At 73.2% G+C, this 26,399-nt stretch carries 26 protein-coding genes; 11 read left to right on the top strand and 15 right to left on the bottom strand.

From position 1 onward, the window contains the following. The first annotated feature begins 39 nt into the window (after positions 1–39). From LZG04_RS05710 to LZG04_RS05700, 3 genes are all read left to right on the top strand, one after another. Positions 40–879: a DUF4097 family beta strand repeat-containing protein gene (locus LZG04_RS05710; RefSeq protein WP_233813884.1), complete on the top strand. Its 840-nt coding sequence runs from the start codon at positions 40–42 to the stop codon at positions 877–879. Positions 880–949: 70 nt separating this feature from the next. Then, the gene (locus LZG04_RS05705) at positions 950–1,876 is read left to right on the top strand and encodes an ATP-binding cassette domain-containing protein (protein ID WP_233813882.1); all 927 of its coding nucleotides are present in this window, start codon (positions 950–952) and stop codon (positions 1,874–1,876) included. Beyond that, positions 1,873–2,646: an ABC transporter permease gene (locus LZG04_RS05700; RefSeq protein WP_233813880.1), complete on the top strand. Its 774-nt coding sequence runs from the start codon at positions 1,873–1,875 to the stop codon at positions 2,644–2,646. The genes LZG04_RS05705 and LZG04_RS05700 overlap by 4 nt, the downstream gene beginning before the upstream one ends. A 108-nt stretch (positions 2,647–2,754) precedes the next feature. Here the strand turns inward: LZG04_RS05700 and LZG04_RS05695 are convergent, their stop codons facing one another. Next, complete coding sequence (locus LZG04_RS05695) at positions 2,755–3,297, bottom strand: peroxiredoxin-like family protein (protein WP_233813878.1); 543 nt, start codon at positions 3,295–3,297, stop codon at positions 2,755–2,757. A gap of 78 nt (positions 3,298–3,375) precedes the next feature. Here LZG04_RS05695 and LZG04_RS05690 point away from each other — a divergent pair, with 78 nt between their 5' ends. Further along, positions 3,376–3,984, top strand: a complete 609-nt coding sequence (locus LZG04_RS05690) for a TetR/AcrR family transcriptional regulator (protein WP_233813876.1) — start codon at positions 3,376–3,378, stop codon at positions 3,982–3,984. Positions 3,985–4,187: 203 nt separating this feature from the next. On the opposite strand, the gene LZG04_RS05685 is transcribed toward LZG04_RS05690, so the two are convergent. From LZG04_RS05685 to LZG04_RS05675, 3 genes are all read right to left on the bottom strand, one after another. Next, a complete protein-coding gene (locus LZG04_RS05685) occupies positions 4,188–4,496 on the bottom strand; it encodes a hypothetical protein (RefSeq protein WP_233813874.1) in 309 nt (102 codons plus the stop codon). Beyond that, positions 4,480–4,719, bottom strand: coding sequence for a DUF397 domain-containing protein (locus tag LZG04_RS05680; RefSeq protein ID WP_233813872.1), 240 nt, complete (start codon positions 4,717–4,719; stop codon positions 4,480–4,482). The genes LZG04_RS05685 and LZG04_RS05680 overlap by 17 nt, the downstream gene beginning before the upstream one ends. 128 nt (positions 4,720–4,847) lie before the next feature. After that, complete coding sequence (locus tag LZG04_RS05675) at positions 4,848–5,723, bottom strand: helix-turn-helix transcriptional regulator (RefSeq protein WP_233813870.1); 876 nt, start codon at positions 5,721–5,723, stop codon at positions 4,848–4,850. Between the two features lie 213 nt (positions 5,724–5,936). Between LZG04_RS05675 and LZG04_RS05670 the strand changes: the two genes are divergently transcribed. Next, complete coding sequence (locus tag LZG04_RS05670) at positions 5,937–6,770, top strand: SAM-dependent methyltransferase (protein WP_233813868.1); 834 nt, start codon at positions 5,937–5,939, stop codon at positions 6,768–6,770. A gap of 73 nt (positions 6,771–6,843) precedes the next feature. Here the strand turns inward: LZG04_RS05670 and LZG04_RS05665 are convergent, their stop codons facing one another. Genes LZG04_RS05665 through LZG04_RS05650 form a run of 4 tightly spaced genes read right to left on the bottom strand, consistent with a single transcriptional unit; the run spans position 6,844 to position 9,597 of the window. Next, positions 6,844–7,647: an alpha/beta fold hydrolase gene (locus tag LZG04_RS05665; protein ID WP_233813866.1), complete on the bottom strand. Its 804-nt coding sequence runs from the start codon at positions 7,645–7,647 to the stop codon at positions 6,844–6,846. 14 nt (positions 7,648–7,661) lie between these two features. Continuing rightward, entirely contained in the window at positions 7,662–8,294 is a 633-nt protein-coding gene (locus tag LZG04_RS05660; RefSeq protein ID WP_233813864.1) for a DUF998 domain-containing protein, read from the bottom strand. Continuing rightward, a complete protein-coding gene (locus LZG04_RS05655) occupies positions 8,291–9,010 on the bottom strand; it encodes an SRPBCC domain-containing protein (protein WP_233813862.1) in 720 nt (239 codons plus the stop codon). Before LZG04_RS05655 ends, LZG04_RS05660 begins: the two co-directional genes overlap by 4 nt. Before the next feature lie 2 nt (positions 9,011–9,012). Next, positions 9,013–9,597, bottom strand: a complete 585-nt coding sequence (locus LZG04_RS05650) for a helix-turn-helix domain-containing protein (RefSeq protein ID WP_233813860.1) — start codon at positions 9,595–9,597, stop codon at positions 9,013–9,015. 338 nt (positions 9,598–9,935) lie between these two features. Here LZG04_RS05650 and LZG04_RS05645 point away from each other — a divergent pair, with 338 nt between their 5' ends. Beyond that, positions 9,936–10,607 carry a DUF2306 domain-containing protein gene (locus LZG04_RS05645; RefSeq protein ID WP_233813858.1) on the top strand — a complete coding sequence of 224 codons (672 nt, stop codon included), beginning with the start codon at positions 9,936–9,938 and terminating at the stop codon, positions 10,605–10,607. Here the strand turns inward: LZG04_RS05645 and LZG04_RS05640 are convergent. The 3 genes from LZG04_RS05640 to LZG04_RS05630 form a co-directional block, all read right to left on the bottom strand. Continuing rightward, positions 10,581–11,072, bottom strand: a complete 492-nt coding sequence (locus LZG04_RS05640) for a methylated-DNA--[protein]-cysteine S-methyltransferase (protein WP_233813856.1) — start codon at positions 11,070–11,072, stop codon at positions 10,581–10,583. The two genes, LZG04_RS05645 and LZG04_RS05640, sit on opposite strands and share 27 nt — an antisense overlap. Positions 11,073–11,086: 14 nt before the next feature. Next, the gene (locus LZG04_RS05635; protein WP_233813854.1) at positions 11,087–12,544 is read right to left on the bottom strand and encodes a DNA-3-methyladenine glycosylase 2; all 1,458 of its coding nucleotides are present in this window, start codon (positions 12,542–12,544) and stop codon (positions 11,087–11,089) included. 135 nt (positions 12,545–12,679) lie between these two features. After that, complete coding sequence (locus LZG04_RS05630; protein ID WP_233813852.1) at positions 12,680–12,865, bottom strand: hypothetical protein; 186 nt, start codon at positions 12,863–12,865, stop codon at positions 12,680–12,682. Positions 12,866–13,162: 297 nt separating this feature from the next. Between LZG04_RS05630 and LZG04_RS05625 the strand changes: the two genes are divergently transcribed. After that, positions 13,163–17,221 (top strand): AAA family ATPase, encoded by a 4,059-nt coding sequence (locus LZG04_RS05625; protein ID WP_233813850.1) that lies wholly within the window; start codon positions 13,163–13,165, stop codon positions 17,219–17,221. 159 nt (positions 17,222–17,380) lie between these two features. Then, positions 17,381–17,872: a DUF2165 domain-containing protein gene (locus LZG04_RS05620; protein WP_233813848.1), complete on the top strand. Its 492-nt coding sequence runs from the start codon at positions 17,381–17,383 to the stop codon at positions 17,870–17,872. Positions 17,873–17,927: 55 nt separating this feature from the next. Here the strand turns inward: LZG04_RS05620 and LZG04_RS05615 are convergent, their stop codons facing one another. Beyond that, on the bottom strand, positions 17,928–19,373 hold the full coding sequence (locus tag LZG04_RS05615) for a carboxylesterase/lipase family protein (RefSeq protein WP_233813845.1): 1,446 nt from the start codon (positions 19,371–19,373) through the stop codon (positions 17,928–17,930). Positions 19,374–19,445: 72 nt separating this feature from the next. Beyond that, a complete protein-coding gene (locus tag LZG04_RS05610; RefSeq protein WP_233813843.1) occupies positions 19,446–20,021 on the bottom strand; it encodes a TetR/AcrR family transcriptional regulator in 576 nt (191 codons plus the stop codon). A gap of 92 nt (positions 20,022–20,113) precedes the next feature. Here LZG04_RS05610 and LZG04_RS05605 point away from each other — a divergent pair, with 92 nt between their 5' ends. Continuing rightward, positions 20,114–20,629, top strand: a complete 516-nt coding sequence (locus LZG04_RS05605; RefSeq protein WP_233813841.1) for an RNA polymerase sigma factor — start codon at positions 20,114–20,116, stop codon at positions 20,627–20,629. Continuing rightward, the gene (locus LZG04_RS05600) at positions 20,622–21,488 is read left to right on the top strand and encodes a VOC family protein (protein ID WP_233813839.1); all 867 of its coding nucleotides are present in this window, start codon (positions 20,622–20,624) and stop codon (positions 21,486–21,488) included. Before LZG04_RS05605 ends, LZG04_RS05600 begins: the two co-directional genes overlap by 8 nt. 58 nt (positions 21,489–21,546) lie before the next feature. Here LZG04_RS05600 and LZG04_RS05595 read toward each other — a convergent pair whose 3' ends face one another. Both LZG04_RS05595 and LZG04_RS05590 read right to left on the bottom strand, forming a co-directional pair. Continuing rightward, on the bottom strand, positions 21,547–23,940 hold the full coding sequence (locus LZG04_RS05595) for a LuxR family transcriptional regulator (protein WP_233813837.1): 2,394 nt from the start codon (positions 23,938–23,940) through the stop codon (positions 21,547–21,549). Continuing rightward, entirely contained in the window at positions 23,937–25,229 is a 1,293-nt protein-coding gene (locus tag LZG04_RS05590; RefSeq protein ID WP_233813835.1) for an Hsp70 family protein, read from the bottom strand. The genes LZG04_RS05595 and LZG04_RS05590 overlap by 4 nt, the downstream gene beginning before the upstream one ends. 225 nt (positions 25,230–25,454) lie before the next feature. Here LZG04_RS05590 and LZG04_RS05585 point away from each other — a divergent pair, with 225 nt between their 5' ends. Beyond that, positions 25,455–26,375, top strand: coding sequence for an IniB N-terminal domain-containing protein (locus tag LZG04_RS05585; RefSeq protein ID WP_233813833.1), 921 nt, complete (start codon positions 25,455–25,457; stop codon positions 26,373–26,375). The last annotated feature ends 24 nt before the right edge of the window (positions 26,376–26,399 follow it).

Below are 26,399 nucleotides of genomic sequence, written 5' to 3'. Positions count from 1 at the left end.
CGCGAGAACACCGATCAGACCATCTCACAGGGGACAGCCATGCCTTCTTTCGCCACGCCCGAACCCATCACGCTGGACGTCGACGTCGTCGCCGGCAGCGTCCTGATCACCGCCACCGACCGCGACGACACCGAGGTCGAGCTCCACCCCGCCGACCCGGACAACGGCAAGGACCGCGCCGCCGTCGACGGCACCTCGGTCGACTTCGCCGCCGGCCGCCTGACCGTCCGCACGCCCCGGTCGCGCGGCATCTTCGGCAAGACCGGCACGGTCGACGTGGTGGTGCGGCTGCCCGCCGGCTCGCAGGTCGTCGCGCAGGGCTCGCTCACCGAGTTCCGCGCCGAGGGCGCGTTGGGCGAGTGCCGCTTCAAGACCTCCGCCGGTCACATCCGGTTGCAGGACACGGCCGCGCTCAAGGCCTCCACCTCGCACGGTGACGTGGCGGTCGAGCGGGTCACCGGCCGCGCCGAGCTGTCGACCGGCTCCGGTGAGCTGCGCGTCGACCGGCTGGACGGCTCCGGCGCGGTGAAGAACTCCAACGGCGCGACCCGGGTCGGCGAGGTCACCGGCGAGCTGCGGGCCGGCGCGGCCAACGGCGACATCTTCGTCGGCCACGCCGCGGGCGACGTGCACGCCAAGACCGCCAACGGTCGCATCCGCGTCGACGAGGTCGTGCGCGGCTCGGTCGTCGTGGAGACCTCCGCGGGCGAGGTGGAGGTCGGCATCCGCGAGGGCACGGCCGCCTGGCTGGACGTGCGCTCGGTCGCGGGCCGCGTGCGCAACGAGCTGAGCAACGCCGACGCGCCGGGTGACGGGGAGGAGCGGGTCGAGGTGCACGCCCGCACGTCCTTGGGCGACATCGTCATCCGCCGCGCGTAGCACACAACACCACTGCGGGACGCCGACGTGCGGTCCCTGCCGCCGGCCATCACCAAGAAGGAGACCACCCATGGCGATCACCGCCACCGGGCTGCGCAAGTCCTACGGCGACCACGTCGTGCTCGACGGCCTCGACCTGCGGGTGGAGCGCGGCACGGTGTTCGCGCTGCTCGGCCCCAACGGCGCGGGCAAGACGACGACCGTGCAGATCCTGTCCACCCTCATCACCGCGGACGGCGGCCAGGCGCGGGTCGCGGGCCACGACTTGGACCGCGACCCGGCCGGCGTCCGCGCGGCCATCGGCGTCACCGGGCAGTTCTCCGCCGTGGACAACCTGCTCACCGGCGAGGAGAACCTGCGGCTGATGGCGGACCTCGCCCACCTCGACCGCCGGGAGGGCCGCCGCACCACCGCCCGCCTGCTGGAGCGGTTCGACCTGGTGGAGGCGGCGAAGAAGCCCGCCTCGACGTACTCGGGGGGCATGCGCCGACGGCTGGACCTGGCGATGACGCTGGTCGGCGGGCCGCGGCTGATCTTCCTGGACGAGCCGACCACCGGCCTGGACCCGCGCAGCAGGCACACCATGTGGGAGATCATCCGCGGCCTGGTCGCGGGCGGCGTCACGATCTTCCTCACCACCCAGTACCTGGAGGAGGCCGACCAGCTCGCGGACCGGATCGCCGTGCTCAACGGCGGCAGGCTGGTCGCCGAGGGCACCGCGGACGAGCTGAAGCGGCTGATCCCGGGCGGGCACGTCCGGTTGCGGTTCGCCGACGCGCACGCGCTCGACCTGGCCGCCAAGGCGCTCGGCGGCGCCACCCGCGACGACGCGAGCCTGACCCTGGACGTGCCCGGTGACGGTGGCGTGCACCAGTTGCGGTCCCTGCTCGACCGGCTGGACGACGCCTCGGTCGACGTGCAGGACCTGTCCGTGCACACGCCCGACCTCGACGACGTCTTCTTCGCCCTCACCACCGAGAGGACCGCGCAGCGATGAGCACCCTGGCCATCCGCGACACGACCACCATGCTGCGCCGCAACCTGCGGCACATGCAGCGCTTCCCGATGATGTCGATCGGCACGATCGGCATGCCGGTGATGATGATGTTGTTGTTCGTGCACGTCTTCGGCGGCTCGCTGGGCGCCGCCACGCCGGGCGGCGCGTCCTATGTGGACTACCTGGTGCCGGGCATCCTGGTGATGGCCGTCGGCTCGGGCGCCGCGTGGACCTCGATCAACATCAACACCGACATGGGCGAGGGCGTCATCGCCCGGTTCCGCACCATGGCGATCTCCCGCTACTCCGTGCTGACGGGGCAGGCGCTGAGCAGCCTGCTCAACACGGTGGTCAGCCTGACCGTCGTGATCGGACTGGCCCTGCTGACCGGGTTCCGGCCGGCGGCCGACCTCCGCGGCTGGTTGGCGGCGGCCGGGTTGCTGGTCCTGCTCGCGCTCGCGTTCACCTGGCTGGGCATCGCGCTCGGCATGGGCGCGAAGACGGTCGCCGGCGCGAACACCTCCACGCTGCCGTTGCAGTTCCTGCCGTTCATCAGCAGCGCGTTCGTGCCGACCGACTCGATGTCGAGCGGGCTGGCGTGGGTCGCCGAGAACCAGCCGTTCACGCCGATCACCGACACCCTGCGCGGGCTGCTCGTCGGCACGCCGATCGGGAACAGCGGGTACTGGGCGGTCGGCTGGTGCCTGGTGATCACCGCCGTCGGGTGCGCCAGGGCGCGGGTGCTCTACAACCGCGACCCGGCACGCTGACCCAGCGGCCCCAAGACCCCGCCTCCACCAGGGCGGGGCCTTGTCGCGTCACCGGGGGTCGAACGCCTGTTCGATCCGTCCACAGCTGGGGACAACCCTGTGGACAAATCAGTCCTTGCTGGTCAGCGCCTGTGCGTGGGCGAGCAGTTCGTCCACCGACCACTGGTCGTAGGCGTGTTGTCCACGCCTCTGCGCGACCACCGTGCCGTCCGGCGCGATGAGGAAGTCCGCGGGCAGGCCGAGCCGACCGCCTTCCGGCTTGGGCAGCGGACGACGGCCGCGCAGCACCGGGCCGAGGTCGCGGACCACGCCGCGCACGATCGCGCCCCACGCGCGCGGGTCGAGCACCGAGCGCGCGGCGGACTCCACGCCGAACTCCACGTAGAGCCGCTTGTCCGGGTCGCCGACCACGGCGAACGGCAGGTCGGCGACGTGCGGGCGCAGTTCGGCGTCCGACGAGTGGAACACGACCACCTCGGTGATGCCGTGCGCGGTGATCTCGTCGTGCCGCTGGACGATGGACCTCAGGTGCAGGTTGCAGACCGGGCAGCCGGCGAACCGCCGGAACTGCAGGTGCACCAGCCCGCCAGGGTCGGGCACCCGCACCGTGCCACCGAGCACGGTCCCCCAGTCTCGTTCGGCGACCTTCACGCGTTCCCCCAACCCTCCCGTAGGCGTGCGCTGTACGCTTACCCAAGTTATGCGCGTAACTTGTACGCTGTCAAGGACATGCCACGCCCCAAGTCGCTCACCACCTCCGCGCTCGCGGCCGCCACGCTCACCGTCCTCGACCGGGACGGCCTGGCGGCGTTGTCGATGCGCGTGGTCGCGAAGGAGCTCGGCATGGGCACGATGTCGCTGTACCGCTACGTCGCCGACCGGGACGAGCTGGAAGCCCTCGCGGTCGAGCACGTCGTGGCCGCGGTGGACACCGCGCCGCCGAGGGCGTTGTGGGACAAGCAGATCGCGGTCCTGGTCGAACGGGTCCGCGCGGCCGTCGCCGCGCACCCCAACGCCGTGCCGCTCATGATGACGCACCGGCACCGCAGCCCGAGCCTGCTGCGCTGGGCCGAGGCCGTGCTGGGCGTGCTGACCGGCGCCGGGTTCACCGGGGAGCAGCGGGTGATCGCTTTGCGCGCGCTGCTGAGCTACCTCATCGGCGCGATCGAGACCGAGCACCTCAGCCCGCTGTCGGGCCTGGGCACCGACACCATGGCCCGGATGAGCGAGGTCTACCCGCTGCTGGCCGAGACGGCCGCCACCGCGCGGACGATCACGCCGGACCTCGAGTTCCGCCGCGGCCTGGACGTGGTGCTCGGCGGCCTGCGCCGCCCGTGACCCCGAGCGGCGTGACCGACGCGGAGGCCGAAGCCGACCTCGGCCTCCGCGCCTGAACGCGACGAACACGGAGTTGCGCTCCGAGCGTGGCGTCGACGGTTCCGGCGCGGAGTCGACTCCCGCTGCGTCTCCAGGTCAGGTTCGCCGATGAGAGGGCTCTCCCCTCTCGTCCCGTCCGCCACCGCGGATCGGACGGGAAGTCCTCACGGAGCCTGCTCGTCGTCCCGCAGGTCGAGCAGCTCCTCGAGCACGTGCGCGGCCGGGCCGCGGCTGCGCCACGAGAAACGGCTGGGCGCCAGCACGTTCACCTCGTCGGCGGGCATCCGCATCGCCACCGCGTCGTCCTCGGTGTGCAGGCGCACGACGTCGATCACCGCGTCGTGCGCACGCACCCCGACCACCGCCGCCAGTTCGCCCTTGGCGTCGCGCGGGTGCAGGAACTGGAACCCCCGCGCGATCAGCTCGCGGAGCTGGAACGTCGTGCGCGAGGCGTAATCAGTCGACGAAGTCATCGAACTCCCCGTCCCTGGCCCCCGCCACGAACGCGGCCATCTCCGCCCGGGTGTAGACCAGCGCCGGGCCCTCGGGGAACCGGGAGTTGCGCATCGCGATCTCGCCGCCGTCGAGCACGGCGAACTCCACGCAGTTGCCGATCGCGTCGCTGTAGGAGCTCTTGGTCCACGTGACGCCGTTCAGGTCGGCCGCGGACATGCCGTTGTGAACCTTGGTGGCCATCGACTCACCCTCCGAGCAGAGATGCATCTGCACGTGCATCCGGTTGTGCACGGACGGTAGCACTGGGTGGTGCACGGGTAAATGCACGTGCAGATGCGGAGCGTGAATCCCACCCGGTCGGACGACAGCTAGAGCTCGGCCCGCCGCTTGGCGAGCATCTGGCGGCTCCGGTCGGGCGTCTCGGCGTCCACCGTCAGGCGGTCGAAGACCCGGCTGTAGATTTCCAGCTCTTCGAGTTTGTCCAGGTAGAGGGCACCGGCGAGGTGTTCGAGGTAGACGATGTCGGGCAGGTCGGGCTCACCGAAGCGCAGCATCGCGAACGGTCCCTTCGCCGCGTAGCCGGCCCACGGGAACGGCACGATCTGGAGGGTGATGGGCCCGTCCTTGGTCACGCTGAGCAAGTGGTCGAGCTGCTCGAGCAGGACTTCACGGCCGCCGATCGCCCGGTAGAGCACCGATTCGTCGATCACGGCCCACACCCTCGGGGCACCGGGCCTGGCCAGGATCCTCTGCCGCTGCATCCGCAACGACACCCGCCGCCGCACGTCGGGCGTCACCAGCTCCGGCCGGCCGTGGCTCGCGATCGCGGTCGCGTACCGCTCGGTCTGCAGCAGGCCGGGCACGAACTGCGTCTCGTAGATCAGGATCCGCGACGCCGCCTCCTCCAGCCCCACGTAGTCCTGGAACCAGTCGGGCATCAGGTCGGTGTAGCGGTTCCACCAGCCCGGCTCGTTGGACCGGCGCACCATGTCGAGGAACTTCGCCCGCTCGTCCGGGTCGTCGACGCCGTACATGGTGAGCAGGTCGGTCACGTCGCGGACCTTCAGGCCGACGCGGCCCAGCTCCATCCGGCTGATCTTGGACTCCGAGCCGCGGATGGCGTAGCCCGCGTCCGCACGGCTGATCTCGGCGGCCTCGCGCAGCCTGCGCAACTGCGCGCCGAGCACGATCCGCAACGCGGTCGGGCCGCTGTCCCGCTCCGGCGTCGACTCGTCCGTCGCCATCGGCGTTCCTCCCGACCGTCGTGCCCGTCCCACCCGAACAGCGGTTGCGCCCGAGGAGGGCTGAATCGCATCGTCACTGAACGTACACCCATGATCTTGCCCGGTCAGACGCACGACGCTCACTCACGCGTTGAGCCCATACCCTTACGCTGAGCGGACTGTGACGCGGTGCACACAACATCACTCCCATCCCCGTAATGCGAGGTCACCACAATGCCGGGTACGTCCTCGGACGCCGCCGCCCCCGTCTACATCGACACCACGAAGGCCAGCATCGCCAGGGTCTACGACGCCTTCCTCAACGGCAAGGACAACTACGAGATCGACCGGGAAGTGCTGCGACGCGTGCAGCAGGTCGCGCCCGAGGCGACCACGCTCGCCGTCGACAACCGGGGCTTCCTGATCCGCGCCACCCGGTTCGTCGCGAGCCAGACGGGGATCAACCAGTTCCTCGACTGCGGCTCCGGGTTGCCCACCGCCGAGAACACGCACCAGGTGGCCCAGCGGATTAACCCGGATGCCCGAGTCGTCTACGTCGACAACGACCCAGTGGTACTGGCGCACGGCCGCGCGCTGCTGGAGGAGAACGACCGGACGCACTTCTCGGCGGCCGACATCTTCAAGCCGCGGGAGATCCTCAACGACCCGGTGGTCCGCAAGCACATCGACTTCACCGAGCCGATCGCGTTCTTCCAGATGGGCACGCTGCACCACTACAACGGCGAGTCGCCCACCTCGGCCGAGATCATGGCCGAGTACATCGACGCGCTGCCGTCCGGCTCGTACGTGGCGATCTCGCACTTCCTCGACCCCGAGACCGAGGAGCACTCGTCGATCGCGCGCCGGATGGAGCACACGTTCCTGCACTCGCCCATGGGCAGCGGGCGGTTCATCACCAGGGGGGCGATGCTCGAGCTGTTCCACGGCCTGGAGCTGGTCGAGCCGGGCCTGGTGATCTGCGCGGACTGGTGGCCCGACGGGCCGCGGCTCAAGGAGCTGGACGCGGTGAGCTACTGCATCGCGGGCGCGGTGGGCCGCAAGCCCTGACACCGGCGCACGCGGCGGTGGTGGACGAGGGGGGAGTCCTCAGTCCTCGCCCACCACCGGTCGACGCGCGCGTTCAGCCCTTCCGGAGGAAGAAGTCGACCAGCACCGGCACCGTCGCCCGGGGCTTGACCATGTGGGTCTGGCCGGGCAGGACGGTCAGCTCGCCGTGCGGCAGCGCCGACGCCAGGTGCCGCTGCGCGTTGCGCATGTACTCCGGGCTCTTGCCGCCGGCGATCACCAGGGCGGGCACCTCCGCGCCGGCCCACCGGTCGGCGGGCGGCGGCGTGCCGCGCTGCAACTCGCCGGTCAGCGCGAAGTCGTGGGGCAACGTGTGCGCGACGGCCTTGAGCTTCTTCCACATCGGCAGCAGCGGCATGACCGCGACGAAGAAGCCGGGCGTGCCGACGTACCGCATGAACAGCTTGATCGCCTCACCCCGGCGACCCTCCGCGACCGCGCGCTCGACCCGTGCCGGCAGCTCGGGGTCCATCGGCGCCCGCGTGCCGTCGATGATCATCGGCGACTCGTAGATCGCGATCCGCTCGGCGTCGACGCCCCGGTGCGCCGCCTCGGCGACCAGCGTGCCGCCCGAGGACATGCCGAACAGGTGCGCCGACCCGCCCGCCTCCTCGACCAGCGCGGCGATGTCCTCGACCTCGCGGTCCACGTCGTGCGGCGCGGTGCCGCCGCCGCTCCCGCCCCGGCCGCGCCGGTCGTAGGTGTAGACGGTGAAGTGCTCCGACAGCGGCTCGGCCAGTGCCGTCGCCGGGCCGAACGCCCGGTGGCACATCGCGCCGTCCACGATGATCAACGCCGGTCCGGACCCGATGCGCGTGAAGGCGATCGCGGTGCCGTCCTTGGAAACGACCTGTCCCATGTCCGTTCCGTCCTTCAGCTCTCGGAGCGCAGCTTGGCCGCGACGGCGGAGGCCCAGAGCCAGGCCACGACAGCCGCGCCGTACAGCAGGGTGGTTCCGGTCTCGGTGCCCATGAAGGGCAAGGGCGTCAGCGACAGCACACCCGCCGCGACGCTCGCCCGCGCCCACGGGCCGCTCCACTTCCGCGCCAGCACGAAGAAGGACGCGACCAGGGCGGGGAAGGCGACGAAGAACGCCACGCCGTGCAGCACGCCGTGCCACGACAGCTCGGGGGCCTGGCCTTCGGGCGCGCCCGCGGGGAAGCCGAACGCCGGGTCGGCCACGAACACCCCGCCGCCGATCATGCCGATCGCGAAGGCCGCGGTCAGGACCGGGACCACGCGGCCGACTGACCCGGTGCGGCGCATGCCGACCGCCATCGCCAGGAACAGCAGTCCACTGAGGACGAAGTTCGCGATCTGGAGCCAGCCGCCGTCACCCAGGGAGAGGAAGCTGAACGGGTGGCGGGACAGGTCGAAGCCCTCGCGGGTGAACGCCTGGGCGAAGCCGGTGACGAGGTAGAGCGGGCCGGCCACGACGCCGCAGCCCAGCAGCAGCCTGGTGGTGCCGGCCCGGGTGTCCGCGCCGTCGTGCCGCAGCGTGGTCATGCCAGGTCCCCCATCCAGGTCGACCAGGTCCGCTCGTCACGGCCGTCGTCGGCGAAGACGTGGTGCATGGCGATCAGCGCACCGGGGAGCCCTTGGAAGAAGCGGTAGAGCGCGCGGTCCGTGCGGATGCCGACGGTCTGGGCGTTGGCGAAGTAGACGACGCCCTGCTCGCCGTCGAGCGTGACGCGGTCGCCGGTGCGGGCGGCGCGGTCCAGGCCGAGCTTGCGGCCGAGCTTCGGCCACACCGCCGGCCAGTCCGCGACGGCCGGGCCGACCACGGTGACCGGGCGCGCGGTGCGGCCGGTGAAGTGGCGCAGGTAGGTGACCAGGGTCTGCCAGAACATCTCGCCGCCCGCGGTCATGGCCTCGAACTCGTCCTCCCAGTCGTCGCCGGGCAGGAAGCCGCTCGCGACCATGCGCAGGACCGTGCTGCCCCGGTCACGGCCCTCGATGAGGAACTCGTAGGCGATGAACCGGCCGTCGGGCGCTTTGTCGCCGCCGTAGGCGAGCTGCTTGCCGGGCTCCCACGCGGTGATCGTGTGGGTGGGCTCGTAGCCGCCGAAGCAGACCTGCCGGACCGCCTCGCCGGGTCGGACGTCGTTGGCTCCCATGAACCAGGAGTCGAGGCCGGGGCCGGTGGCGATGGCCTCCCAGACCTCCTCGGGCGTGACGCCGTCGAGCTCGACCTCGTTGGTGCCTTCGAACGCGTGACCCATCGTCACTCCTTCGGGATGCTGGGGTGGACGGCGACGACGACGCGGTGCGCACGTCCGCCGGCCGCGGTTTCGTCGTGGTACTTGGCGACCAGGGTGGTGACGGCGGTGGCCAGCTCCTCGGCGAACGCCGCGCGGTCGGCGGCGGTGGCGAAGCGGACCTCGCCGTCCAGGGCGAAGGTGGCGACCCTCTTGTCGGCCTTCGTCGCGCCGGTGATGAGGTTGCCGACGTCGCGGACCAGGCGTGCGGCGACGGCCAGGAGCCAGCGGGCCGACAGGCGGTCGGGCGCGCGTTCCGGGTCGGGCTGGACGGCGGCCAGCGCGGTGGGCGAGATGACGTAGGACGCGGCGGTGGCGCGCATGACCCGTTCGGTCATGTTGCCCTTGCGGCGTTCCTCGGCCAGCTCGACCAGGCCGTGCTGCTCCAGCGTGCGCAGGTGGTAGTTGACCTTCTGCCGCGGCAGCCCCACCTTGGCCGCCAGCATGGTCGCCGAGCTCGGCTGCGCCAGTTCGGCCAACAACCTCGCCCGCACGGGGTCCAACGACACCTCGGCCACCGCCGGGTCCTCGATCACCGCCACGTCCAACATGCGACAACCCTCCCACCGACAACTTCCCCTGTCAAGACAACTCGTCTTGTCGGCCGCGCGAGTCCTACGTTCGCGTCGCGAGAGTCCTACGTTCAGAACCCCCGAGTTGAACGCTCACGACGAGCGGTAGGCGCGTGCCGCTCGTCGTGAGCGTTCAACTCGGGGGTCGCGAACGTAGGACACGCGCGTTCTGGAGGTAGGACTCACGCGGGCTGGAGGTAGGACTCTCGGGGTGGTGCGTGGTTGGTGCGGGGTTCGTCAGCGGAGGGGGTGAGGGTGGGTGCATGGGGATGAAAGAGCAGACGAACGAGGGCGTTCAGTGGTACAGGCGGGTTTGGGTGGGGCCGTTGGGGTTCCTGGTGCTGGTGTTCGTGGCGTTCTCGTTGCCGCCCTACCTGACGTTGGACCCGGCGTTGTCACGGGTGCCGCGGGCCGAGGGGTACCCGTGGCACTACCCGGTGCTGGTGGCGCACGTCGTGTTCGGGGCGGTGGCGATCCTGACCTGCGTGGTGCAGGTGTGGCCGTGGTTGCGGCAGCGGTACCCGGCGGTGCACCGGGTCGTCGGCCGGGTCTACGTGCTCGGCGGGGTGCTGCCGGCCGGCGTCACGGCGATCGCCGTCGGTGCCGTGTCGCCGTTCGGACCGCTCAACCAGGCCGGCAACGTGCTGATGGGCGCGCTGTGGCTGGCGTTCACCGTCACGGGGTTCCGGATGGCGCGGCAACGCCGGTTCGTCGACCACCGCAGGTGGATGATCCGCAGCTTCGCGCTCACCGCGTCGATCATGAGCAACCGGATCTGGGCGGTCGTCGGCGCGCTCACGCTCTCGCCGCGGCTCGACACGACGTTCGGCGGCAGCGAGGTCGCCCTGGTGCAGGCGGTCTCCGGCCTGGCCGCGTGGCTGGGCTGGGTGGTGCCGCTGCTGATCGCCGAGTGGTGGCTGGAACGCGGTGACGCCCGCAAGCGCCGACGGCGGGTGGAGCGCTCAGAGCGGCAGCCGGTAGTCGTCTGAACCGCGCTCGAAGTCGAGCAGGTGCCGCTTGCGCGCCAAGCCGCCGCCGTACCCGGTGAGGTCGCCGTTCGCGCCGACCACCCGGTGGCACGGCACGATGATCCCGATCGGGTTGCGCCCGTTGGCCAGGCCGACCGCCCGCGCGGCCGACGGGCGGCCCAGTCGCTGCGCCAGCTCGCCGTACGTCACCGTCTCGCCGTACGGGATCTCGCCCAACGCCCGCCACACGGTGCGCTGGAACGGCGTCCCGACCGGGTCCAGCGGCAGGTCGAACTCCGTCCGCGCGCCGCCGAAGTACTCGGCTAGCTGCGTGATCACGTCCCCGAAGGGCGAAGGGTCTTCGGGGCCGAACGCCTCGTCGGCCGGCCGGTGCCGCTGCTCGGTCATGTACAGCCCGGACAGCACGCCGTCGCGCGCGACCAGCGTGAGCGGGCCGACGGGGCTGTCGACGGTGGTGTGGCTCATCGGTGCACGTCCTTTCAGGCGGGCAGCCGGTTGACCGCGTGGTCGCCGGTGGCCCAGAGGTACTGGACGGCGTAGGCCCGCCACGGGCGCCACGCCTGGGCCCGCCGCACCAGGGCGGCGGGCGTGTCGGGCAGGCCGAGGGCGCGCGCGGCGATGCGGATGCCGAGGTCGGTGGGGATGAACGCGTCCGGGTCGCCCAGCGCCCGCATCGCGATCACCTCCACCGTCCACGGCCCGAAGCCGGGCAGCGCCAGCAGGTCGGCCCGCGCCTTGTCCCAGTCCGCGCCGACGCCGAGGTCGAGCGAGCCGTCGGCCAGCACCTCCACCAGCGCCCGGAACGCCGTCTTGCGCGCCCGCGGCATGGCCAGCACGGCGGGGTCCAGCGACGCCAGCGCCTCGGGCGTGGGGAACAGGTGCGTCAACCCGTGGTCGGTGATCGGCTCGCCGACCGCGCGCACCAGGCGACCGGCGTGGGTGCGGGCGGCGGCCGTGGACACCTGCTGCCCCAGCACGGCCCGCACCGCGAACTCGGCGGCGTCGACCGTGCCCGGCACCCGCCGCCCGGGACCGGCGTCGACCACGGGCGCGAGCAGCGGGTCCGAGCGCAGCTGCTCGTCCACCGCGACGGGGTCGGCGTCGAGGTCGAGCATCCGGCGGCACCGGGCGATCGCGATCGACAGGTCCCGCAGGTCGCTCAACGCGAGCTTGCACGCCACGTGGTCGTCCTGCGGGGTCAACGACACGACGCCGTGCCCGTGCGGCAGCCGCAGCGTCCGCCGGTACGCGCCGTCACGCCACTCCTCCACCCCCGGCACGCCGGTCGCGGCGAGGTGGCCGAACAGGTTGTCCCGGCGCAGCGGCGCGCGGAACGGCAGCCGCAGCGACAGCACGCCGGGCGTGTCGGGCGCGGGGCGCCGGCGGGTGCGCAGGTCGGTCGGCGACAGCGCGAACACCTCGCGCACGGTCTCGTTGAACGCGCGGACGCTGGCGAACCCGGCCGCCGTCGCGACCTCCGCCATCGGCAACGCGGTCGTCTCGATCAGCAGCCGGGCGGTCTGCGCGCGCTGCGCCCTGGCCAGCGCCAGCGGTCCCGCGCCCAGCTCGGCCAGCAGCAGCCGTTCGACCTGCCGCACGCTGTAGCCGAGGCGGACGGCGAGCCCCGGCACGCCCTCGCGGTCCACCACGCCGTCGGCGATCAACCGCATCGCCTTGGCCACCGAGTCGGCGCGGTGGTTCCACAGCGGAGAACCCGGCGACGCGTCGGGCCGACACCTCTTGCAGGCCCGGAATCCCGCTTGTTGCGCGGCCGCCGCACTCGGGTAGAACCGCATGTTCTCGACCTTCGGCGGCGCCACCGGACAACTCGGCCGACAATAGATCCGGGTGGTCAGGACCGCGGTGAAGAACCACCCGTCGAACCGGGCGTCTTTCGACCGCACGGCCCGGACACAACGTTCCGCGTCTTCGTGCACCGCACCAGCATCGGGCAAAGCCGGCCTCCGTGGCCGGCGGAAATACGACATGGACGGAAACGGCCGGTCCGGGCGCGCCGCACCGCGTTGTGCGGCGCTCCGGCAGGGCCTGGCCGCCCCGGGTTCGGGCGCCGGCTAGCCGTGCGCCGGGGCGGCGAGCCTGGCCAGCAGGTCCAGCCTCACCTCGGCCCGGTCGCGGCGGTTGGCGTCCAGCACCGTCCGCAGGATCGGGCAGACCCGTGCTTCACCGGGGACACCCCGGTCCTCACGGGCCGTGACCGGCGGACGAGTGGTCCGCTCCGGGTCAACTCCGCTCGGCATGGCAGGTCGCCGCACCGTTCCACCGACCGGGCCGGTTCGGCGCGCGCCGCTGAGAAGACCCCCAGGACCCCTCAGCGTGCCGTGAGCTGCCACTCGCGGTAGTTGCCTGCGAAACCACTTTGACCGGTCCCTTCGCACAACCTGTCGACGCCACTCGCAACGTCCGGACCAGCTTGTCAGCGCAAGTCGTTAGGGTGGACCGAGAAGGGCCGCACCGGTCGGCAAACGACCTGTTCACGCGCGCTCTCCCGGTTTTCCGGTCCGGAACTGCACCGATCTGTAGGAGGCACGCCGCGGATGGCTGGTTCCGGTCAGGGCTCGGGTCCCCGCGCCGTGTTCGCGGAGCGCTTCGCGCTGCTCTACGCCGAGGCGGGTGATCCGCCGCTGAAGAAGGTGACCGAGTCGGTCAGCCGCGCGCGGCTGACCGACGAGCGTGGCAGGCCGGTCCGGGCCACCGCGCAGCGGGTCAGCGACTGGCGGCGCGGGCGCAACGTGCCGGCCCGGTTCTCGGCACTCTCGGTAGTGCTTGAAATTTTGATCGGTGAGGCCAGGAAGTCGCGCCCGCAGCCGCCGGCGGCCGGGTTGTACGACCTCGACGCGTGGCGCGCGCTGTGGGAGGAGGCGCTGGCGAGCCCGGCGTCCTCGCCCGAGGACGAGGACCCGCCGAGCTCGGACGAGATCGGCGTGTGCCCCTACCGGGGATTGGCCGCGTTCCAGCCGGAGGATTCCAGTTGGTTCTTCGGCCGGGAGCGCAGCACGGCCGCGTTGGTGTCCCGATTGGGCAGTGCCGCGGAAACCGGCGGAATCGTGATGCTGGTCGGTGCGTCGGGCGCGGGTAAATCGTCGTTGGTGCGCGCCGGCGTCATTCCGTCCATTCGCGACGGCGCGTTGGGGCTGCCCGGCTCGACGAATTGGCCGGCGGTCGTCATCACGCCGGGCGCGGACCCGGTGAAGGAATTGGTCCGGCAGGTCCCGGAATTGGCCGACATCCTGGACATGGCGCTGGCCCTGGACGGGATGGACCAGGACCTGGTGGCCTCCGGGCACGGCCCGGACACGTTCCTCGGGCAGACGCTGCTGGGCGTGCTGCGGTTCGCCGCGCAGATCCGGGCGGCCTTCGCCGCGTACGCGCGGCGGCACGGCGGTGACCGCGTGGTGGTCGTGGTCGACCAGTTCGAGGAGGCGTTCACGCTGTGCTCGGACGAGAGCCGGGTGCAGGTGTTCGTGCAGGCGCTGCACGTGGCGTGCACGCCCGCGGTGCCCGGCGGCACGGCGCCCGCGGTGGTGCTGGTGGGCGTGCGGGCCGACTTCTACGGCCGCTGCCTGGCGTTCCCGGAGCTGGCCGACGCGTTGCAGGACCGGCAGATGGTGCTGGGCCCGATGACGTCGGCGGAGCTGCGGGAGGCGGTGTCGCGGCCCGCGAAGGCGGCGGGCCTGCAACTGGAGCCGGGGCTGATCGAGCTGATGCTGCGCGACCTGGGCGTGCGCAGCGGGCGGGCGCAGGCCCGGGCCGGTCAGGGCGCGTACGACGCGGGCGCGTTGCCGCTGCTCTCGCACGCCCTGCTGGCCACCTGGCAGCGCAGGCAGGCGGGCAAGCTGACCATCGCGGGCTACCGCTCGGCGGGCGGCATCCAGGGCGCGGTCGCGGCCACCGCGGAACGGGCGTGGGCCGACCTCGCGCCGGAGGCACAGCAGGCCGCGCGGCCGTTGCTGCTGCGGCTGGTGCGCGTCGGGGAGGACACCCAGGACACCCGGCGCCGCTCGACCAGGCACGAGCTGGTCGACCAGGCCGCGGACCGGGCCGCGGGCGAGGAGGCGCTGGAGGTGCTGGCGCGGGCCCGCCTGGTCACGCTCGACGCGGGCTCGGTGGAGATCACCCACGAGGCGTTGTTGCAGGCGTGGCCCCGGCTGCGCAGCTGGATCGACCAGGACCGGGAGGGCCAGCTGCTGCGGCAGCGGCTGGAGGAGGACGCGGCCACGTGGGCCGCGCAGGACCGGGACGCGTCGCTGCTCTACCGGGGCGCGCGGCTGGAGACCGCGCGGCACTGGGCGGACGCGGCCGGCCCGGAGGGGCTGACCGGCACCGCCCAGGACTTCCTCGCGGTGTCGATGCAGTACCGCAGGCGGGCCGCGTGGGGCAGGCGCGCGGCCGTGGCGTGCGTGGTGGTCCTCGCGCTCATCGCCGCCACCGCCGCCGTGCTGGCCGTGCGGCAGCGTGACGACGCGGTGTTCCGGCAGGTGGTCGCGGAGGCGGACCGGGTGCAGGAGTCCGACCCGTCGCTGGCGGCGGAGCTGGCGCTGGTCGCGCACCGGATGCGGCCCGACGACCGGGACGTGCAGACCAGGTTGCTGTCCACGCAGACCACGCCGCTGGCGATCCCGATGGTCGGCCACACCGGCCCGGTCTACCTGACGTCCTACTCGCCGGACGGCCGGTTCCTGGCCACCGCGAGCTTCGACCAGACCGTGCGGCTGTGGGACCTGCGCGAGCCGGACAACCCCAAGCCGCTCGGCTCGCCGCTGCCCGGCCACCGCAGCTGGGTCACCTCGGCCGTGTTCAGCCCGGACGGCGAGACCCTGGCCACGGCGGGCGACGACGCGACCGTGCGGTTGTGGGACGTCAGCGACCCGGAACGCCCGCGCTCCCTCGGCGAACCGTTGCGCGGGGACAACGGCACGGTCTACCTGGTGGCGTTCACCCCGGACTCGCGGACGCTGGTCACCGCCAACGGCGACCACACGGCACGGCTGTGGGACGTGAGCGACCCGGCCGCGCCGCGACGGCTGGGCGAGCCGCTCGGGCGGCACACCGGGCAGGTGCGGGCGGTCGCGTTCAGCCCGGACGGCGCGCTGCTGGCCACCGGCGGCGACGACCGGACCGTGGTGGTGTTCGACGTGCGCGACCCGCGCGACCCCAAGCCGCTCGGCGAGCCGATCACCGGGTTCGACCACACCGTGCACTCGTTGGCGTTCAGCCCGGACAGCCGCCTGCTCGCGGGCGGCAGCGAGGACCACAGCGTGCGGCTGTGGGACGTGACCGACCCGGCGTCGCCGCGACCCGTCGGCCGCCCGCTGACCGACCACACCGAGGGCGTGTGGTCGGTGGCGTTCAGCCCGAACGGCCGGCTGCTCGCCGCCGCCGGCGCGGACGGCACCACGCGGCTGTGGAACATCACCGAGCCGGCGCACGCCGTGCCGCTGGGCCGGCCGCTGACCGGGCGCAACGGCATCGTGTACGCGGTGTCGTTCAGCCCGGACGGCCGCAGCCTGGCCACCGGCAGCCACGACTCGGTGGTGCGGCTGTGGTCGCTGCCGGGCAACGTGCTGGTCGGGCACTCGGCGCGCACCATCGGCCCCCGCTTCACCCCCGACGGCCACCACCTGGTCTCCGCCAGCGAGGACGACACGGTCCGGGTGTGGGACACCTCCGACCCGGCCGCCCCGGAGTCGACCGCCGTCGTCTCGCACGGCGCGGGCGTGTGGGACCTCGCGCTGAGCGCGGACGGCCGGACGCTGGCCAGCGTGAGCGACAAGTTCGTGCGGCTGTGGGACCTCACCGACCCGCACGCGCCCCGGCGGCTGGGCGAGCCGATCGAGGTGGGCACCCGCTACACCTCGCCGGTGGCGTTCCGGCCTGACGGCGACGTCCTGGTCACCGGCGCAGACGACAACTCCGTGCAGCTGTGGGACATCAGCGACCGGGAGCGGCCCAAGGCGCTCGGGACCGGGCTCGTCGGCCACGACCGGTACGTGCACTACGCCGGGTTCACCCCGGACGGCAAGACGCTGGTCACCGCGAGCGCGGACCAGACCGTGCGGCTGTGGGACGTCACCGACCCGGCCATCGCGCGGCCGATCGGGCACCCGCTGACCGGGCACACCGGCGCGGTGCGCGCGGGCGACATCAGCCCGGACGGCCGCACCCTCGCCACCGCCGGTGACGACGGCACGATCCGGCTGTGGGACCTGACCGTGCCCAACCGGGTCCAGCCGATCGGCTCGGCGCTGACCGGGCACGTGGAGGCGGCGGTGACGGTGGCGTTCAGCCCCGACGGCCGCACGCTGGCCAGCGGCGGCGAGGACCGCACCATCCGGCAGTGGGACGTGCACGACCTGCGGCGGCCCACCGCGATCGGCCAGGTGCTGACCGGGCACGAGGGCGGGCTGCGCGACCTCGCGTTCAGCCCGGACGGGCGCACGCTCGCCTCGACCAGCTCCGACAGCACGGTCCGGATGTGGGACCTCGACCTGGACCACGTGATCGACCGGATCTGCGCCAAGACCAAGGGCGTGCTGCCGGAGGAGCGGTGGCGCGAGCACTTGCCGCAGCTGGACTACGAGCCGCCCTGCCCGTGACCCCGAACCTCCCGGTGGCCGGGGACCGCACCGCGGCGCGGTCGATCACCCTGGGGTGGAGCACCACCGCCGACCTGCGGTTCGGCCCCCGTCGCGGTGCCGGCCGAGGGGAAAACCGCTCATGGACTTCCGGTGGATCGCGACTACGTTCTACAGGTCATGCGCTTACTTGCCTGGGTGGGGAGCCTGCGGGCGGCGGTCACCGCGCTGACCGGGATCACCGCGCTCTACATGGGTCTCGTGGTGTTGGGCAACGTCACCGACTACGACACCAACCACGCGTTCGTCCAACACGTGCTCGCGATGGACACGACGTTCGGCTCGCCGAACACGTCGTGGCGCGCGATCACCAGCCCGGCCGCGGTGACCGCGGTCTACGTGCTGATCATCCTGTGGGAGGCGGTCACCGCGCTGGTGCTGGTGGCCGGGCTGGTGGCCTGGCTGCGGCGGCGCGAGGAGGTGGCGCGCCGGTTGTCGTCCACGGGCTGGGTGATGCAGGTGCTGCTGTTCGGCGGCGGGTTCATCGCGATCGGGGGCGAGTGGTTCCTGATGTGGCAGTCGAAGGAGTGGAACGGGTTGTCGGCCGCGTTCCAGAACTTCGTCGTCGCCGCGCTCGGCCTGGTGCTGCTGCACGCGGGCAGGCGCGACTGACACCGCGCGACGGCGGGCCGGGGGCCGGCGGCTCGGGCCGGCCCCCGGCCCGGTGTCACCGGTCGGCCCAGAAGTCGAGCCGGTGCTCGGCCCGGTAGTCCACGCCGGTGATCGCACCCGGTGCGAGCGACTGCACGTGCCCGTCCTCGCCGAACGCGGGCCAGCGCGGCAGGCCCTCGGCGTTCGGGTCGCCGGTGCGGGCGAACGCGGTCCAGTACCGGATCATCGCGTCCGACAGCTCCCGCTGCGCACCGGTCGGCTCCCGGTCGGGGAACAGGTAGCCGACGTCCGTGCCGTGGCTCGGCCCGTGCTCGGAGGCCGCCGGGTCGGCGAACTCGAACGCGAACGTCGGCGTGCGCGCGGACAGCAGCTCGTGCTGCCGGTGCGTCGCCCGCGCCCACACCCGGTCGGTCAGCACCGCGGCCCACGCCCGGTTCGGGCTCTCGAACGCGCTCAACGGGTACTCCCGCTCCACCTCGGCCGCGCGCTCGCCGAACGCCGCCGCGAGCAGGCGCGGGTAGTCCTCGGCCGCGACCGGCCCGCGGAAGAGCTCCACGATGCCCCGGTGCTCGTGCCGCGCGTTGCCCGCCAGCACGGGCACGTCGGCGATCTCGCCGGCCGCGAACGTGTCGGCGGGCAGCCGGGGCAGGTCGGCGTTGCCGTACCCGACGGGCTGGAAGATGTTCATGACCTGCTGGTGTTCGAGGATCTTCTCGACCGGCAGGGCGCGCAGGCAGTCGAGGTCCGCGCAGCCCAGCTCGCCGGCGACCCCTTGGCCGATCTGCTCGATCTCGGCGGTGTCCCGCCAGGCCAGCCACGGCAGCGCGCCCAGCCCCGGGTACCACGCCTCCGCGGGCAGGTCGACCAGCGCGAACCCGCTGTGCATGATCACCTTGTGGAACAGGCCGCGTGACGCGGGCGAGACCAGGTGCGCGGCCGTGGCCGAAGCGCCGTAGGAGACGCCGAACAGCGTGACGTTGCCGGGGTCGCCGCCGAAGCCCGCGATGTTGCGCCGGACCCACTCCAGCGCCTCGCGCTGGTCCTGGAGGCCGAACGTGCCGGAGCCCTCGAGACCGGGCAGGCCGAAGCCGCCGAACACGCCCAGCCGGTAGTTCATCGTCACGACCACGACGTCGCCCTGGGTGGCCAACGCGCCGGCGTCGAAGTGGTGGCCCGCGCCGATCGCGCCGTCGCCGTGCACCCAGACCATGACCGGCCTGCGGCCCTCGGTGGACGGCGTGGTGACGTTGAGGACCAGGCAGTCCTCGTCGGTCGCCCTGGTCTGCGAGTAGGACGAGCCGACCTGCGGGCACGGGTTGCCCGGCCTGGTCGCGTCGCGCACGCCCTCCCAGTCCTCGGGCCGGTGCGGCGCGCGCCAGCGCAGCTCGCCCTTCGGCGCCATCGCGTACGGGATGCCTTGGAAGACGACGTGGTCGGCGTGCACGGCGCCACGCACCTCGCCGTTGTCCACCCGTGTCGTGTCCTGCGCCCGTTCTCCCACGTCAGTCCCCCCGCATGCGGTGGCGACCAGTGCGGTCGCCGTGATCAGTGCCCACGTCCCCCGACGCATGAGTCACTCCTTCGTCGTGGCGAGCTCCACCGCGGTGACGAGCTCGCGTTCGCAGAGGTCGAGGTCGACCTCCGGGTGATCGGCCGCCCGGGCCAGCACGCCGTTGCGCAGGGCCAGGACGAGGATCGCCATGGTGTCCGCGTCGAACGCGCGGAACTCGCCCGCCCGCTGCCCCTCCCGCAGCAGGTCGGCCATCTCGCGGTGGTCGTCGTCGGCCGGGTCGGCGGCCGACACGTGCGGCCGGACCTGCGCCAACGCCACCATGTGCGCCCGGTGGGCCCGCAGGAACCGCAGGTTGGCGCGCAGGAACGCGCGCAGCTCCGCCGCCGGCCCCTCGCCGCGGTCCAGGCGCTCCAGCACGAACTCGGCGAACTTGCGCCTGACCTCGGCGTAGACGGAGTCCACCAGCTCCTGCTTGCCCTTGAAGTGGTACGAGATCAAGCCGGTGCTGCTCAGGCCGGCACGGGCGGCGATCTGCTTGAACGAGGTCGCCCCGTAGCCGACCTCGGCCAGCACCTCGATCGCGGCGGCGACGATCTGCGCCCGTCGTGCCTGCTCGGTCACCGACTTTGCTCGCATGAGCAAAATGTAGCACGGGTGAGCAGTAAGTTGCTCGAACGAGCAAGAATTCCACCCGTCGGAGAACACCGCCGCCGGACGACGATGGGGGTGTGAGCCAACCGAAGGCCCGACCCGACCCGGCACTGGCGTTGCTGGAGGTCTACGACGCGGCGCTGCCGCAGGTGTACGGGTACCTGCTGGCCCGGTGCGGCGACCGGGCGGTGGCCGAGGAGCTGACGTCGGAGACGTTCCTGGCCGCCGTGCGGTCGGCGCGCGAGTCCGCCGCGCCGGTCGGGCCGGCGTGGCTGATCGGGATCGCCCGGCACAAGCTCGTCGACCACTGGCGGCGGCGGGAGCGGGAGGAACGCGGCCTGCGGCTGGCGCACGACGACGAGCCGGGCGTGCAGGACCCGTGGGACGTCGAGATCGACGCCATGCAGGCGCGCCAGGTGCTCGCGTCGCTGGCCGCGCACCACCGGTGCGCGTTGACCCTGCGCTACCTCGACGGCCTGCCGGTGCCCGAGGTCGCCCGGCTGCTCGGGCGCACCGTGCACGCGACCGAGGCCCTGCTGGTGCGAGCCCGCGCCGCGTTCCGCCGCGCGTGGACGGGAGGCGGCGATGAGTGACGCGTTCGAGGCGCTGCGGCTGCCGGTCCGGGCGGTGGACCCGGATCCGGGGTTCGCCGCCCGGTTGCGCGCGCGGCTGGAACGGGAAGTGCTGATGGAAGGAGAGGACGTGACCGCTGTGCGGGAGCAGTACCAGACCGTCGTGCCGTACCTGGCCGTGCGGGACGCGCGGGCCGCCGTCGACTTCTACGTCGAGGTGTTCGGCGCGCGACGGCGGGGTGAGCCCGTCGTCATGGAGGACGGCTCGGTCGGGCACGTGGAGATCGCCGTCGGGGACAGCGTGCTGATGCTCGCCGACTCCTCGCCCGAGCACGACCACCTCGCGCCCGACGAGGGCCGGGTGCACCCGATGCACCGGATCGAGGTGCCCGATGTGGACGGTGCGGTGCGCGCGGCGGTGGCCCGCGGCGCGACCGTGCTGCGGCCCGCCGCCGACACCGGGCACGGGTACGGCGCGACCGTGCTCGACCCGTTCGGCTACCGGTGGATGGTCGCCGCGCGGACCGCCCCGCCCGCGCGACCCGGACCCGGCGAGGTCGGTTACCACACGCTCCTCGTGCCCGACGACGAGGCGGCCAAGCGGTTCTACGGCGAGGTGCTCGGCTGGCGGTTCACGCCCGGCCGGGTCGAGCGCGGCTGGGTCGTCGAGGGCACCGGGCTGCCCATGGCCGGGCTGGGTGGCGGGTCGCGCCGGGCGGGCTGGAAGCTGATGTACGCCGTCGACGACCTGCGCGCGGCCATCGTGCGGGTGCGGGAGCAGGGCGGCACGGCGAACGAGCCGGAGCAGCAGCCCTACGGCCTGTCCAGCGAGTGCGTGGACAACCAGGGCATCGAGTTCTGGCTGTGGGAGGTGCGGTGACCCCCGACCGCTGGCGGGGTGCCGCCGACGTGCCCCCGCGGGCACGTGCGCCGGGCGTCTAGCCGACGATCTGGCGGAGCTGGTCGAGCAGTTCCGCCCGGCTGGTGCAGCCCAGCCGCTGTCGGATGCGGGCCATGTGGTGCTCGACCGTCTTGGCCGAGATGAACAGGCGGTCGCCCACCTGCTTGTAGGTCAGCCCGCCCACGACCAGCTCGGCGACCTCGCGTTCCCGGTCGCTGAGCCGGCCCGCGTCGGCCTCGGCCACCGGCTCGGGCTGCTTGCGGGCGGTCGCGGCGGTGCGGCCCTGGAGCAGCCGCGCGCAGTCCAGCAACCGCACCATCGCCTGCCGGTCGGACGTGCGGATCGCGGCCTGGCCGGCGAGCCGTGCCGCGTCCCACCACTGGCCGACGGCCTGCAACCCGCGCGCGGACTCCTCGACCTGGTCGGCGTCCACCTTGCCCGCCACCACGTCGAGCCAGCTCTCCGCGGCGGCCGACACGATCCCGGCGTACCGGCTCCGGTCGCGGCACGCGGCCAGCGACGCGGCGTGCTCCTCGGCCACGGACGTCTCCTCGGCGATGATCGCCGCGTGCAGCGCGCTCCAGTGCAGCGGCACGGCCCACAGGCACGGATCACCCAAGTCCCGCAGCAGGTTCCGCGCGGCCGTCAGGTGCGGCGCGAGCCGGTGCTGGTCGCGCAGCCGTGCCGCGGCGGTGGCGAACTCGCCCAGCGGCAGGAACGCGAACAGGTCGACGGGGTGGCGCAGCACCGCCTCGCACGCCTGCTCCCAGGTCCGCTTCAACGTCGCCAGGTCGCTGTTGCGCCGCGCCACGCCGATCTCCAGCGCCACCGCGAACAGCCAGTCCCGCGGTTCCAGCGGGCGGCCGGTCTTGCGCAGCGCCACCAGCGCTTCCCGCGCCTGCGCGAGGTTGCCGCGCTGCATCGCGATCCACGCCCGCAGCAACCGGTGCCGCACCGCCATCAGCGCACCGCCGGACGACGTCGCCATCGCCCGGTCCAGCACCGACTCGGCGATGCCCGGCTCGCCGCTGTGCAACGCCACCAGCGCGGCCAGCGCGGCGGGCGTGTCGGGCAGCAGCACGGCCCGGCCGGCCGGTTCGAGCAACCCCGCCGCGCGCACCAAAGTGGACAGTGCCGTGGTCGCCGACGACGTCACCGACTCCACCACCCCCTGCGCCATCAGCGAAGCGCCGCCGTCGAGCATGGTCGGCGGCGCGACGGGCAGCGGCGCGCTCGGCAGCCGTCCCGTGCCGACCTGGCCGATCACCGCGAACGCCGACGAGGTCGAGCTGGGCGACCACCGGTGCAGCTCGGTGCCGCGGGCGAGCTGGCCGCGGTGCGCCAACGCGATCGCGGCCACCTCCGCCGCCGCGCCCCGGTGCTCGGTGTCGCCGCTGGAGATCACCTGGTCGGCCAGCCGCATCGCCGCGTCGAGGTCGCCCGCCATCGCCGAGGCCACCGCCCGCCGCACGGCCACGTCGGGACCGGCCGTGCCGATGGCGGCCAGCAGCCGGGCGGCCAGCGCGGGGTCGGTGGCCAGCGCCTCGTCGGCGGCCGCGCGGAACGCCTGCGCCATCCCCGGCCCGGCCACCCCGGTCTCGTGGCCCGCGCCGCCGACGTCGATCAGCGGCCGCACCAGGTCGAGCACCGGACCGCCGGAGCGCAGCTGGAGCTCGGCCAGCCGCTGCCGCACCGCGATCCGCCGGTCGGTCCGGCTCAGCGCCGCCACCGCCAGCCGTGCCACGGGCAGCAGCGTGCCGTCGGCCGCGACCAGGCCGGTGGCCCGGCCCGCCTCGATCACGTCGCCCACCGCGTCGGCGTCGACGCCGAGCAGCCCGCCGAGCAGGTCCAGCCGCAGCCCCGCGCCCGCCTCGGCGGCCAGGAGGTACTTCTGCACGTCGGCGTCCAGCCAGTCCAGGTCGGCCCGGAACGACGCCACCACCTCGGGCGGCACCTCGGCCGCGGTGAGCCCGGCGAGCCTGCGCACGAACCGCGGCACACCACCGGTCTGCTGGTGCACGTAGTCCACCAGGCCCCGCGCGGACGCCGGCAGCACGGCCCGCACCTGCTCCCGGGCGAACGGCTCCAGCGCCAACGCGGGCCGGGCCCGGCCCAACGACTCGGCCAACGCCGCCAGCGCACGCGACCGCGGCCACGGGCGGTAGGCCACCACGACGTTCTCGTCCCCGCGTTCGACGCGGGAGCGCAGCGCCAGCAGCTCGGTGTCGGGCAGCAGGTGCGCGTCGTCCACGACGGCGGCCGGCGCGCCCGCCTGCTCGAACGCCCGCGCGACCTCCCGCAGCACGGTGGTCTTGCCGTACCCGCCGGGCGCGAGCACCCCGAGTCGCACGACGGCACCGGCCGCGATGGCGTCCAGGACCTGCGTGACCTGCTGGGACAACAGCGGGCGCGCGGTGGTGGTCGGGCTCAACGGCCATCCTCGTCGTCACGGGCGCGGCGCCCACCGGTCGGCACGAGCCCGCGCACGACGCGCTTCACCGTGCGCCGTTCCGGCAGGTCGAGCGGGGTGATGTCGACGGGCGGCCGGGGCGGCGGCGCGGTGAACTCCGCGTCCGGCGACGCCTCCAGGCCACCCACGGGGAACCTCAGCAGCGGGTCGTCGTCCCCCACCATGACCGACGTCTCGATCGGGTCGGGTTCGGCGTCGGGCCCGACCACGAGCTTGCGGGCGGCCAGCGCCGCGCCCTTCACCACCGAGGTCTCGGGCGCGGCCTCCAGCACCACCCGGCCGGGCACGGACGCGGCGACCAGGGGGATGCGGGCGCTGCCGCCGACCAGCACGGTCATCTCCACCCCGGCGGACGCGACCCGTTCGAACACCGACACGGCCTGCTCGACGTGCGGCCGGATCAGGTCCTCGAACCGGGCGCGGGTGATCGGCACCTCGACGGGCCCGGACGGCAGGTGCACCGGGATCGACGTCTCCACCGCGCCGGACAGCATCCGCTTGGCCGCCTCGCAGTCGCGGCGCAGCCGGGCGAGCAGGCCGCGGGTGCGGGGGTCGTCGGGGTCCAGGTCGGCCAGCTCCCGGCCGAGCGCGGTGCGCACGTGGTCGAACACCGCGTCGTCGAAGTCGACCCCCGCGGCCTGGTCGACCCCCTCGACGGCGTGCACCAGCTCGAACCCGCGGCCCACGACGGAGGCGCTGAACGCGTGGCTGCCCAGGCTGAACACGCCGAGCGACCCGGCGAACGACCGGGTGAACGCGTGGTTCTCGGCCGCCGCGACCGGCTCGGGCACCAGCGACGCCTCGACGCCGACCGAGCGCAACGCCCGGTGCGCCAAGCCCTTCGCGTGCGGGCCCCAGCCAGGGGGGTGCGCGAGCACGACGTGCTGGGGGCGTTCGCCTTCCCGGGCCGCGACCTGGTCGGCGACCCACATGACCATGAGCGCGGTCAGCTCCTCGGCCGCGCACCGCTCGCCGCCGGAGTCGGGGCCGAGCACGAACGGCACGGTGTCGCCGACCCGGCGGCCGAAGCCGGTGGCCGTCCAGCGCGGGTCGCCGGGCTCGCCGACGGCGAACGCGCCGTCCGGGGTGAGCTGCAGCGTCGACGCGACCCCGCCGCCCGGTCCGCCGAGGCCGACCACCTCGGGTTCGCCGCGCCCCGCGCCACCCAGCCTGCACACGGCCGCGGCGGTGCGCGTGGTGCCCACGTCGACCCCGAGGACGTACGGCAACTCGGAGCCTCCCTCACTCACCTGAACGAACTACAGCCAGTACCTACACGGGTCACGAGAGGGTCACAAGGTGATCCCCTAATCCCCTAGGGAGTGAACGAGTACCACCCCATAGTGGTTGCGGCATCTACTGGGAGTAATCCCCGATGGCGGGTCGTCCCCCCGCTCCTACCTTGATCACCAGGCCGGACCCCACCCCTGCCGGGCCGGCTGCCCGCGTTCTGACTCGACCAGGAGATAGCCATCATGGGCTCCAGCCCCAACACGCTGCACGACTTCGTTCTCGACCTGCTCAGCGACCCGACCGCGCTGGCCGACTTCCAGGCCGACGCCGAGGGCACCCTGGCGAGGGCGGGCCTGAGCGACATCAGCGCCCTGGACGTGCAGGAAGTCATCCCGCTGGTGCTCGACTACGTGCCGACCGGGAGCCTGCCCGCTCTCGACGGCTCGCTGGTCGAGGACCTGCCGCTCGACCTGGTCGACGCGGGTCAGGCCGGTGCGATCTTCCGGCTCAAGGCCGTGACCGACCAGCTCGCCGTGTCGGGTGCCACCGGCGCCGGCGACGTCAAGGCCGCCGTGGCGGGCACGCTCAGCGCGGACGCCAGCGGCCTGTCCCTGTTCGGGGGCGTGTCGAGCTGGGACCTGCTCGACGGCGCCGCTTCGGCGGAGCTGACGGTCGAGGGCGACTTCTCCGCGGTGGGCGACGTGACCGACACCCTGGACGGCACGCTGCACACCGCCACCGGTCAGGTCGCGGGCCTGACCGCCACGGCGACCGGCACGCTGGACGGTGCCGACGCCACCGCGGGTGGGGTCACCGGCGCGCTGCCGGACGCGGACGGCCTGACCAGCACCGCGTTCGGCACGCTCGACACGCTCGACAGCGTGGTGGGCAACGTGACCGGTGGCCTCACCAGCTCGCTGCCCGTCGGCGACCTGGGCAACGTGGCCGGCCTGGGCGACGCGCTCGGCGTGTCCGGCTCGGCGCACGGCTCGGCCGACTTCGACACCCACGGCGTCGCTCCCCTGTCCGACGTCACCGGTGCCGTCGCGGGCGTGGCCGACACCGCGGGCGTCGGCGGTGTCGTGAGCAACGTCACCAGCGCGGTCGACGGTCTGGACCTCCCGGTCGTCGACTCGCTCGGCGTGGACGACCTGCTCTTCTGAGACTGATCCACCCTCCGGGGGGCC

Origin of the sequence: Saccharothrix sp. S26, from assembly GCF_021390395.1 — a bacterium.
Classification (GTDB): Bacteria; Actinomycetota; Actinomycetes; order Mycobacteriales; family Pseudonocardiaceae; genus Actinosynnema.
This window is presented reverse-complemented; position numbering and strand designations above follow the sequence as displayed.

What these genes read in the sequence shown, in the direction of transcription:
- LZG04_RS05655 (WP_233813862.1), bottom strand. Translation starts at nt 9,010, where the DNA reads ATGGGTCACGCGTTCGAAGGCACCAACGAGGTCGAGCTCGACGGCGTC.
- LZG04_RS05650 (WP_233813860.1), bottom strand. Translation starts at nt 9,597, where the DNA reads ATGTTGGACGTGGCGGTGATCGAGGACCCGGCGGTGGCCGAGGTGTCG.
- LZG04_RS05625 (WP_233813850.1), top strand. Translation starts at nt 13,163, where the DNA reads ATGGCTGGTTCCGGTCAGGGCTCGGGTCCCCGCGCCGTGTTCGCGGAG.
- LZG04_RS05660 (WP_233813864.1), bottom strand. Translation starts at nt 8,294, where the DNA reads ATGACCACGCTGCGGCACGACGGCGCGGACACCCGGGCCGGCACCACC.
- LZG04_RS05690 (WP_233813876.1), top strand. Translation starts at nt 3,376, where the DNA reads ATGCCACGCCCCAAGTCGCTCACCACCTCCGCGCTCGCGGCCGCCACG.
- LZG04_RS05685 (WP_233813874.1), bottom strand. Translation starts at nt 4,496, where the DNA reads ATGACTTCGTCGACTGATTACGCCTCGCGCACGACGTTCCAGCTCCGC.
- LZG04_RS05680 (WP_233813872.1), bottom strand. Translation starts at nt 4,719, where the DNA reads ATGGCCACCAAGGTTCACAACGGCATGTCCGCGGCCGACCTGAACGGC.
- LZG04_RS05620 (WP_233813848.1), top strand. Translation starts at nt 17,381, where the DNA reads ATGCGCTTACTTGCCTGGGTGGGGAGCCTGCGGGCGGCGGTCACCGCG.
- LZG04_RS05610 (WP_233813843.1), bottom strand. Translation starts at nt 20,021, where the DNA reads ATGCGAGCAAAGTCGGTGACCGAGCAGGCACGACGGGCGCAGATCGTC.
- LZG04_RS05705 (WP_233813882.1), top strand. Translation starts at nt 950, where the DNA reads ATGGCGATCACCGCCACCGGGCTGCGCAAGTCCTACGGCGACCACGTC.
- LZG04_RS05670 (WP_233813868.1), top strand. Translation starts at nt 5,937, where the DNA reads ATGCCGGGTACGTCCTCGGACGCCGCCGCCCCCGTCTACATCGACACC.
- LZG04_RS05640 (WP_233813856.1), bottom strand. Translation starts at nt 11,072, where the DNA reads ATGAGCCACACCACCGTCGACAGCCCCGTCGGCCCGCTCACGCTGGTC.
- LZG04_RS05710 (WP_233813884.1), top strand. Translation starts at nt 40, where the DNA reads ATGCCTTCTTTCGCCACGCCCGAACCCATCACGCTGGACGTCGACGTC.
- LZG04_RS05585 (WP_233813833.1), top strand. Translation starts at nt 25,455, where the DNA reads ATGGGCTCCAGCCCCAACACGCTGCACGACTTCGTTCTCGACCTGCTC.
- LZG04_RS05675 (WP_233813870.1), bottom strand. Translation starts at nt 5,723, where the DNA reads ATGGCGACGGACGAGTCGACGCCGGAGCGGGACAGCGGCCCGACCGCG.
- LZG04_RS05665 (WP_233813866.1), bottom strand. Translation starts at nt 7,647, where the DNA reads ATGGGACAGGTCGTTTCCAAGGACGGCACCGCGATCGCCTTCACGCGC.
- LZG04_RS05630 (WP_233813852.1), bottom strand. Translation starts at nt 12,865, where the DNA reads ATGCCGAGCGGAGTTGACCCGGAGCGGACCACTCGTCCGCCGGTCACG.
- LZG04_RS05600 (WP_233813839.1), top strand. Translation starts at nt 20,622, where the DNA reads ATGAGTGACGCGTTCGAGGCGCTGCGGCTGCCGGTCCGGGCGGTGGAC.
- LZG04_RS05700 (WP_233813880.1), top strand. Translation starts at nt 1,873, where the DNA reads ATGAGCACCCTGGCCATCCGCGACACGACCACCATGCTGCGCCGCAAC.